We start from the raw sequence: 9,794 nt of genomic DNA, 5'->3' as shown, positions 1-9,794 counted from the left end.
GGCCGCTGCAGCTTGCGCTCCGCAAGCTGCCGGCGTTCGCGGAGACGCGCAAGCGGCGTCTCCGCAGGCTGCGGCGGGCCGGCTTCGCGGCGGGCCCGCCCGAATCGCGCAGCCGTCCGGGCCCACAGGGCGGACGGCAGGCTGACGCGGCGCGCTGCGATATCAAGCAGCAGCAGCGCGAGCGCGGCCATCAGCAGGTACGCGCTGATGGGGACCGCCCGCTTCTGCGCGGCGGAAGCGAAGGCGAAGGCGTCCTCCGGGTGTTCGAGCGAGAGCACCCGGCCGCCGGTCAAGGCGGCAAGCTGCTTCAGCTTGTCCGGGCCCTTGCCTTCCGTGATCCGGTATTCCGGCGAATACGGGATCACGAACCCCGACGTCGCGCTGCCGATCACGCGCTTCTCTGCGCCTTCCCCGCCCTCCGGCGCCAGAAGTTCCGTCTTCACCAAATATACGCCGGACTTATCCACAGGCACTTGCGCTGAATATTCTCCCGGCGCCGTAGCCGTGAAGGCGACATCCTTCGTGCCGAGGGAGTCGTCCGTTATAACCGCTCGAAGCTCGCCCTGCAAACCGGCGCTCCCGCTGCCGTTCCCGATCCGCGCTTCCAGGGTCATTTCGCTGCCTGACAAATGTCCGGTCAGCTCCATCGGCGAAGCTTCAAACTGCGGGAACGTCCATTTTATCATACCCGTCAGCGCCTTCGGAAAACCCGGCCACTTGACCCAGTCCGCCGACCACGCTCCGGTAACGTCGCTCGTCCATGCAACCGACCGGCCGGACCCGTACTGCCACCTTGCCAAAACCGGGTCGGGCTCCTGGCTCGCCAAAATCACGTCCGCCGTTTCCTTCGGCGTCGTCGCGATGTACCCGTTCAGGGCCGGCACCCCTTGCCCGAACAAGCCCATCCAGTCGGCTCCCCCCGTATAGGCGGGAACGAACGGCTGATTCACGATATACGTGCGGGAAATCAAAACCGCCTCGCGGCTGAAAATCGCCGGAATCGTCGTTTGATCGACAGCGGCATAGTACCTGCCCTTGGCGAGATCGGCAAGCTGCTTCAGCAGCGCCTGATCCGCATCGGTGCCGATCGCCACCGTGGACATCGTTATATTGTCCTTTTGCATGTTTTGCGTCAGGGCCTGATAGCTTTGATCCGTCGCGGACTGCCCGTCCGTCAGCAAAATGATATGTTTCCGCTGCGCGTCCACCTTCGACAGCTTCCGGTAAGCTTCTTCCACCGCCGAATAAATTTCGGTGCCGCCGTCGGCGGGAATCGAATTGATTTTACGGATGATGTCCGGCTTGTCGGTCAGCTTCTGCGGCTCTACGTACCAGAGCGAAGACGAATCGAATCCGAGGACGCCGAGAGTGTCCTTCTCCCTTAACAAATCCGTCGTCCGGGAGGCCGCCTCCTGGGCCAGTTTCATTTTGTCCCCGGCCATACTGCCGGATTTGTCGATCACGAGCACGATGCCGAGCGACGGAATTTCCCGCTTGCCGCGCAAATCCATGTAGACGGGAAGCGCGCGTTCGATCGGCGTTTTGAAATATCCGCCCAAACCGTAGCTGTCCTGCCCGCCGAGCATGACCAGACCGACGCCGTAATCGCGTACGACCTGCTCGATCATCTCCATCTTGACCTGCGGAATGCGGGTTGCGGGGACGTCATTCAAAACGATGCTTTCATAGCCGGCATACGAAACAAAATTGTTCGACAGCAGCTCCGGCGTTATCGTATCGAAAGGAATCAGCGCGGACCTAAGCGCCGCCTCCACATTTTGCGAAGCTCCTTCCTTGCCCTCGACGATGAGCACTTTCGGCGGCCCCTGCACTTTGCTGAACGCATAATGCGTGTTGTTCGCCGACTGCTCGTCCCCGTCCATATAGATCTCGGCCCTGTACCGGTGAATGCCCGGCTCCTTCGCCAGCGATTTGACGACAAAGCGGTTTTCGCCCTTTTCGAGCGTTACCCGCCCGGCCGTTATTTCCCGGTCGTCTTCATAAACCCGCAGCTGTGCGGGACCGGCCGCAGTCGCCCTTACCTGCACCTCGACCGAATAAGCTTCCCCTTGGTACAGCTTGTCGGGAACCCGCACTTCTTCGACGGCGGCATCTTTTTTCTCTTTGACAGGCATGGGCGCGACGTCGACGGCAATTCCGCGATCGCGGAGCAGTGCGCCTTGCCGCAGCATATCGCCGACGTTTTCCTCGCCGTCGGATAGCAGCACAATATGCTTTCCCTTGCCGTCTCCCAGGGAGCCGGAAGCGAGCTGCAGCCCGGCGGACAAGTTCGTAAACTGCGCATTCGTCCGCGAAGTGAACTGGAAGCCGTCGAGAGGCCTAGTGTCCACAGACGTTTCCAGATAAGCGTCCAGCCCGATGGAAACAACCCCGGCTTCGTCCTGCTCCGACCGCTCTTTGGCGGCGGCGCGAATCCACTGGGCTTCCCGGCTATCCGCCTTTACGCTGTCGGAACGGTCCACGGCAAAGACGACGGTTTTATTGTTTTTCCATGTGAACAGCTGCGTCCCGGCAAGCGAAAGCACGAGAAGCAGAAGGACAAGCGTACGGACGGCAACCGCAAATTTTTTGCGCGTGCCGTTCAGCCTTGGAACGTGGAGCCACATGAGGCGGATATAAAAAACGAGGGGCACGATCAGCAGCAGAGCCCACACGCGGTCAAACTGAATGCCCACGTCTATACACCTCCCATTCCAGCAGCAGCAGGATCAACAGCATAGCAACGATCCAGGGCACTAAAGAAACCGCGAACGGTTCTTTGTCCGGCGAAACGGCGGCGCGGGATGCATCCGTATTGCCCGAGTCCGTCCGTTCGCCAGGGGTGGCCCCGGGCAGTAAATCCGCTTTCCCGTTAATATTCGACTCCCGAGAATCGATCGCCGATTCCAGCAGTCGCGACTGGACAACATTGCCTTGGGCATCGTACTCCATAAAACGGTACAGCCCTGGCGCTGCAGGGATCGTCTGAACAGCCGCTACCGCTCCTCCGATTTGCTCAGCCGCCTGTTCGGCGCCCTGACCCGACTCGGGCTTCCAAACGGCCCTGGCCGTCTCCGGATGAATCGCCAGCTCCCTTCTGTCGCCTGCTACGAATCGTCCCAGACTCGCGCCGTCCTGCCGTGTCAGCCAATTGGCCGCGTTTTGCACCAGAATCGGAAATTCGGCCCGCAGCGCCAAATCGGATTGCTGCAAGGAAAAAGCGAACACGAGACGCGGAACGCCGCTTTCCGTGCCCGCCAGCAGCAGCGGCAGCCTGCCCGCTTCCACGATCGGCTTGGCCCCTTTTTGACCGGCGCCGGCAGCCTCGTCCGCTTGAGCGACGTTCACGTCCAGCAGCCGGATGAAGCGGGTGACCGGATGATCGGCAATCGTATAAGGAGGCGAAACCTGGCGGCTTGCCGAAGGTGACGGGGCGGCCGGAGGAAATGTCCAGAGCGGCGTCGATTTCAGGAGCCGCTGCCAGGGCTCTCCCGGCAGCTCCGCCCCCGATACGCCGTCGAGGATGACGAGATCGGGGCTCGTCCCGGTTGGCAGCGGATACGTCCCGTCGGCGCTTTTTTGTATTTTCAGCACATCGATTTTCGCCAAAGCGAGCGCTTTTTCCAAAAACAAGCTGCCGCTGCCGACATAGGCGGCTCTCTTGCGCCCGCCTCCTTCGGAAAACGCGTAGGCCGTGTTATCTTCCGCAAGCGCGTCTTGAACGTCGAGGGCCAGCTTGTAAACGGCTGCGCTTTCCAGATTTTCGAAATAAACGGTCTGCTGTTCGTCAGGTTGTAAAGTCAAGCGCTCGATTGTTACTGCCTTGGCATCAGCATAAAGCGCAGCCTCGAACGATGCTGGCTCGGCGCCCCAGTTTTTGACGACAGCTACGGCTTGATACCCGGAACCGCTGCCTCCCTGTTTCACGCCGAACTGCGCAATACTTACGTTTTCGTGTGTCCCGGCAAGCTCCGTACGCTCGACGGCAACAGGTACGACGAAAGAGATTCCTGATCCGTTTTCCGTCCATTGGCCGTCGGTGTAAATGCGCACCTGTGCTTCGGGGTCATCCCGAGTGAGCGCAGCAGCAAGCGACAGCGAAGCCTGATAGGCGGTTTTTCCATAAAAAGGCGTGACCTTCCGAATTGCGGACTCCAGGGCGGGAATGCCCGCTTGCCGCTGCATCACCACTTCCGGCTGATCTCTCATGACAAGCAGCGTATATTCGCTGTTTGGCGCATGCTCGCGGGCGAATTCCAGCAATTGCCGCTCCGCTTGCTGCAGCCTCGTCACGCCCCCTGCGGAAGCCTGCATGCTGGCGGAAGCGTCCAGCACGAAGACGACTCGCGCCGTCCCGCCGCCGCCCGTTCCGGGGACGAACGGCTTCATGAGCGCAAGCACGCACAGCGCGGCCGCCAGCAGCTGCAGCCAGAGCAAAAGCTGGCGGCGGAGACGCTGCCACGGCCGATTCGCTTCCTGCTCGCGCAGAATTCGCTGCCAAAGCAAATGGCTGGATACTTCGGTATCCACATAGCGCCGCTTTAGAAGATACAGGATGACGATAAAAGGCAGCGACAGCGAAAACCAGAGACCGCTTAAGGACGCGAACTGCATGAAAGGCTCACCTCTTTCTTTCTGAATATTTCGGGCATACTATTTCGGAACCGGCGGCAGCTATGCTGCAACCGCGTTTTTTTACCACATAAGAATGTTTAAGTTCTTTACAGCGCTAAAGCGCGTAGAACAGCATTCTTATTGGCGAATAAACCTACCTCTGAACGCGGTCGCTCATCTTCGAAAAGACCTCGATAGAGGTTTATCTCACAAAATGCACTTTTCCTGTACAGGAGGACTTATGGAACGATCGCAACCGGCTCACGCCCAAAAAGCGCTTTGGACAAAAGCTTTCTTGCTTACTTCGCTTTCGAATCTGCTGCTTTTTTTCAGCTTTCAAATGCTGATTCCGACCATTCCGGTCCACATCCTGGATATTGGAGGAAGCAATATGCAGGTCGGGCTTGTGATGGGGCTGTTCACGATTTCATCGCTGATTACGCGGCCTTTTGCCGGCAAGGCGCTGGACACGCTGGGCAGAAAACACGTGCTGCTGGTCGGATTAACGATCTGCATTCTGACCATTGCCGGGTATTCCTACATGGCCGCTGTCGCGCTCATTCTCGCCGCCCGCTTCGTGCACGGCATCGGCTGGGGCATTTCCACCACTTCCCTCGGCACTGTCATCGCCGATATTATTCCGGCGGAAAGACGCGGGGAGGGAATGGGCTACTACGGGTTATCGAATACGTTTGCCCTGGCCTCGGCTCCGATGACCGGATTATGGGTTCTGCACGCTTACGGCTTCCATCGTGTACTTCAACTATCCACTGTACTTGCGGTGATGTCGCTGCTCAGCTCGCTTTTTATCGCCTACCCGAAGCCCAGGCCGTTCGAAAAACCGGCTCAGCCGCCGAAGCTCATCGACCGGCTCATGGAGCGAAGCGCTGCGCTGCCGTCCGTTTTGCTGTTTTGCACAGCGGTTTGCTACGGAGGCATCGTCACGTTCATTACTTTATTCGGCCGCGAAGCCGGGATTTCGAATGTCGGATGGTTTTTTCTTTGCAACGCTTCCATGGTGTTGATCGTCAGACCTATAACCGGTCTGCTGTTCGACCGGAAAGGCCACGAATGGGTGCTGCTCCCCGGAGCTTTGTTCACGATATGCGGGCTGCTGCTGCTTTCGTTTGCGCACTCCGAGGGCTCCCTGGCGGCCGCCGCATTGTGCTACGGCATCGGCTTCGGCTCCATCCAGCCGGCACTGCAGGCGTGGACGATCAGCCGTGCGGCTTCGGCCCGCCGCGGTGCGGCGAGCGGCACTTTTTTCTCCGCCAACGATCTCGGCATCGGAGTCGGCGCGATGGCGCTCGGAGCGTTGGCTAACGCGCTTGGCAGCTACGCCTGGATGTACCGGTTTTCCATCGTGCTGATGGTCGCCTTCCTGCTTATTTACGGCTGGTCCCTATGGCACGCCAGACGCGGCGTTCGCATCGTCCAGCGGGCATAAGCTTGCGTGCTCTTTCACCGGACGAGTCCGCTGCGGCGCAGCTCGCCAAGCAAAAAATCGCCCGGAGGCACATCGGTAGCCGCCAGCAAATACGTAATCCCGCGTTCAAAGCAGAAAGATCTGAGTGACTGCGTGTACGCTTCTACCGCTTTCCGGTAAGACTGCAGCACTTTGCCGGTGACGGCTACCTCTTTGGCCGCGCCCGATTCGCTGTCGATCAACCTTAGCTCGCCGCTGAGACCGGGGTTCAGCTCCTCTGGCGACAGCACTTGCACGACGACCACTTCCTGCTTCGCGGCAAGCAAATATTGAAGCGCCTCCAGAACGCCGTTTTCATACAAAAAATCGGAAAACAGCCAGGTCATGCCCGCCTGCCGCGGAAGCACCGCCGGATTGCAAAACACGGCCCCGGCATCGCCCGCTCCCTGCGCCTCGCAGCCCGCCAAAAACTCAAAAAGCCTTGCCGCGCTGCCTTTGCCGCGAAGGTGCTTCAACTGCCCTGTCACCCGATCCGTAAAAGCCGCGGCGCTGACGCGGTCATACCGGTTCAGCGAAACGTACCCGATCGCCGCGGCGAGCGTTCTTGCGTACTCCCATTTGGTAAGCGGCGAAGCTCCGGAGCCTTTCCCAACTCGCGCCTCTCCCGGCCCGCTTTGCGGCGCTGCTCGGCGGGTGGTCAGACCCCAGGAGGACGAGGCGGCGGAACCGGCGGAGGGGCGTCCCGGTGGGCCTGCCGCGAAACCTGTTCGTCCGAAATCCATCGATTTCGAAGCATCCAGCCAAAGGTGAATGTGGAGCTCCTGCTCGTCCATAAACAGCTTTATAAAAGGCTTGCCCGTGCGCCCGTACGCGTTCCAATCGAGCTGGCGCGTATCGTCTCCGGGGCTGTACAGCCTGTAATCGGCGAAATCAAGGGAAGAGCCGTAGTTTTTCGAGCGGCGCTTCCCCTGCATCGTTCCGCTGATCCTGCTTTTGGCAGCGACGTTCATTTGATCCAGACGCCGCATGAGGCTTGCATCCAGCAGTTGCAAACCGCCTCTCATCGCCCGTTCTCCAGCTTAAGGATGACATCCCGAATGACGGAATCGGGCGAAACACCCAGCGCTTGTCCTTCAAAATTTAAAAACAGCCGGTGGCGCAGTGCCGGAATCGCAGCCGCGGCAATATCCTGTTTGGAAACGTGAAAACGCCCTGCCAAAAATGCCCTGACTTTGGATACGGCGATGATCGCCTGCACGCCCCTGGGGCCCGAGCCGAACCGGACGTATTTCCTGACAGCCTCGGGTGCGTCCGCCTCTTCCGGGTGCGTATTCATCAACAGCTGAACCGCATAGTCCAGCACTTCTTCCGCAACCAATATTTGTTTGAGCCCTTGCTGAATTTCCCGCAGCAGATCGCCGTCGGCGACCTTTTCGGCTTTCTCCTCGCTAGCTGAGGTCGTCCGCAGAACGATTTGCTTCAGCTCTTCTTTCGTCGGATACGTCACGTGAATTTTCAACAAAAAGCGGTCCAGCTGAGCTTCCGGCAGCGGATAAGTGCCTTCCTGCTCAAGCGGATTTTGGGTCGCCAGCACAAAAAAAGGCGAAGGAAGCGGATACGTTTCGGAGCCGACCGTAACCGTCTTTTCCTGCATCGCTTCGAGCAGAGCGCTTTGCGTTTTGGGCGTCGCCCTGTTGATCTCGTCGGCAAGCACGAAATGGCCGAACAACGGCCCCCGCTGGAACCGGTACGACGTTTCTCCCTGTGTGCCGAACTGGATCACATTCGTGCCCGTAATGTCGGCAGGCATTAAATCCGGCGTGAACTGAATGCGCGAGAAGCTCAAATCGACCGTATCGGCGATCGTCTTGACGAGCATCGTTTTGCCGAGCCCCGGTATGCCTTCCAGCAAAGCGTGCCCGCCTGCAAGCATGCACCACAACAGCTGCTCGACCACCTCCTGCTGTCCGACGATGACCCGCCCGATCTGTTCTTTCATGCGGCCGACCGCCGCACTCCATGCTTCAAGCTGCGCTTTGGATTCCACCATCGCTTTCCCTCTCCCGTCTGTGTTATCCACAGCAATATATGTTGCATAAAATTCAAAAGGAGCAGCTCCTTCACAGCGTGTCTTTTTCGGGGCGCGTTGCGGCGCTGTACGGCAGGCGGCCAAACCCGCGTGCCGCACGCGCTTGCCGAGCGGCCGTCCGCCAGATTCCGGGCCATTCTCCGATACCGGGCCATTCTCCAAACGTTTGGCTGACAAGCGATTGCGGTCGACCGACCGCAGTCATGCAGCGCAACACCGCGTTGGGGCAACCGGACAATCATCCTTGTCACCCGATCAGATGATTCAAGTTCGATACAAGCTAAGATGCGCAGGCCATCATTCTGATCGGCGAATCAACCTGCCTCCGAACGAAATCGCCACTTTCGAAAAACCTCGGAAGGGTTTATCTCACAAGCTAGCTGCGCGAAGATAACGTGCCCAGAAACCCGCAAGCCGGAGCCGATCGCACAGCCTTACTGGGAGCCACGGATAAAAACCTGTAAAAGTACATCTATCCGACTCGTCGATACGCTGATAATGAAGCATAACTGCAATTGTGTAGGCTGTTAAGAAACCACCTATTTTTCTCGATGATCATAAAAACACCAAAAGTATGGCCTAAATGCCCCTCGCAGATCGGTTTAAATCAATTTTTCCACTTTGAGATGAGACGCCTCCACTAAAAATGGATCTGAGGGGAATCAGTTGGACTTTTGCAACAACCTGAAAAGTGCAGCTTTTGCTCGATGGATGCGCTGGCCATGAAAAATTCCTGCATTTGTGTAGGTTTTTCGCCGAGTACATTGGGATCAGGTTCGATTTCGCGGTAAATTCCTGCAATTGTTCGACACATTTGTAGGCTTCTGAGAAACCCACACACCAGAGTCAGTCGCATCATTTTCCGGTTGCACGAAGAAAACCTGCAAAAGTGCAGTTTTTGCTCGATGGATACGCCGGCCACAAAAAATTCCTGCAAATGTGCAGGCTTTTTGTCGCTAACATGGGCTCAGGTTCATTTTTAAGGAAAATTCCTGCACAATCGCAGGCTTTTGGCCAAAATGAACCATTTTTGCGAAAAAAACCTGCACTTTCGCAGGTTTTTCCCCGGCCCGGCCCGGCCCGGCCTGCCAAGCCGCCTCATCCCCTCCCTGCTGTCCGGCCAACTTTGCGGTGCCGTACGGCAGGGAGTAGACCAATCGTCGTCTGCACGTTATGCAGCCCTTTCGGGCAAGCCTGACCGTGTGCTGGATCTGATGGTCTCGCTTCCCAACTCGGTCATGAACGGCTGCGCCAGCCTATGAAGCTTCACACGGCTGCGGCAACACCGTGCATTAGGGATTCCCATTAAAATCAACGCTGCGGTTGAATGTCCAAAAAGTAGTCGCGCACCAGGTTTTGCATATTTTGCGGCAGCTCCGAGCGGTTCAGCGATTGCGCCGCTTCCGCCGCGTAATCGGCGTATACGTCCTCGTACGGGCGCGATGCCCCGTCCAGGCCCGGCGCGGCGCCGCCTTGGCTCACTTCGCCGCCGCGGCCGCTTACGGGCCCGCCGTCGGCGTACGTGCCGCCGGTGCCCGAGCGCTCGCGCGGCGTTGCGACGAGCCCGCGCGAGCCGGCGCCGACGCCGCCTTGCGAGCCGCCGGCCCCGCCGCTGCCCGCCGCTCCGGCGGATGCGCCGCCACCGGGCGCGGTGCCTGCACCGGC

6 protein-coding genes are annotated in these 9,794 nt (G+C 58.9%); 1 reads left to right on the top strand and 5 read right to left on the bottom strand.

What is annotated here, in order from left to right; translation table 11 throughout:
- Both AC6RNO_RS13250 and AC6RNO_RS13245 read right to left on the bottom strand, forming a co-directional pair.
- Positions 1-2,696, bottom strand: a 2,696-nt coding sequence (locus tag AC6RNO_RS13250; RefSeq protein ID WP_497105719.1) for a VWA domain-containing protein, incomplete at its 3' end; no start/stop codon positions are given.
- Positions 2,680-4,614 carry a VWA domain-containing protein gene (locus tag AC6RNO_RS13245; RefSeq protein ID WP_497105718.1) on the bottom strand — a complete coding sequence of 645 codons (1,935 nt, stop codon included), beginning with the start codon at positions 4,612-4,614 and terminating at the stop codon, positions 2,680-2,682. The genes AC6RNO_RS13245 and AC6RNO_RS13250, both read right to left, overlap by 17 nt.
- Positions 4,615-4,855: 241 nt before the next feature.
- Here AC6RNO_RS13245 and AC6RNO_RS13240 point away from each other — a divergent pair, with 241 nt between their 5' ends.
- Positions 4,856-6,061, top strand: a complete 1,206-nt coding sequence (locus AC6RNO_RS13240) for an MFS transporter (protein ID WP_497105717.1) — start codon at positions 4,856-4,858, stop codon at positions 6,059-6,061.
- Positions 6,062-6,075: 14 nt separating this feature from the next.
- On the opposite strand, the gene AC6RNO_RS13235 is transcribed toward AC6RNO_RS13240, so the two are convergent.
- From AC6RNO_RS13235 to AC6RNO_RS13225, 3 genes are all read right to left on the bottom strand, one after another.
- Entirely contained in the window at positions 6,076-7,104 is a 1,029-nt protein-coding gene (locus AC6RNO_RS13235) for a DUF58 domain-containing protein (protein ID WP_497105716.1), read from the bottom strand.
- Positions 7,101-8,090 (bottom strand): AAA family ATPase, encoded by a 990-nt coding sequence (locus AC6RNO_RS13230; RefSeq protein WP_497105715.1) that lies wholly within the window; start codon positions 8,088-8,090, stop codon positions 7,101-7,103. The genes AC6RNO_RS13235 and AC6RNO_RS13230 overlap by 4 nt, the downstream gene beginning before the upstream one ends.
- Positions 8,091-9,440: 1,350 nt before the next feature.
- On the bottom strand, positions 9,441-9,794 hold a 354-nt coding region (locus AC6RNO_RS13225; RefSeq protein WP_497105714.1), incomplete at its 5' end, for a DUF8809 domain-containing protein.

This window comes from Paenibacillus sp. sgz302190, from assembly GCF_059820445.1.
This window is presented reverse-complemented; position numbering and strand designations above follow the sequence as displayed.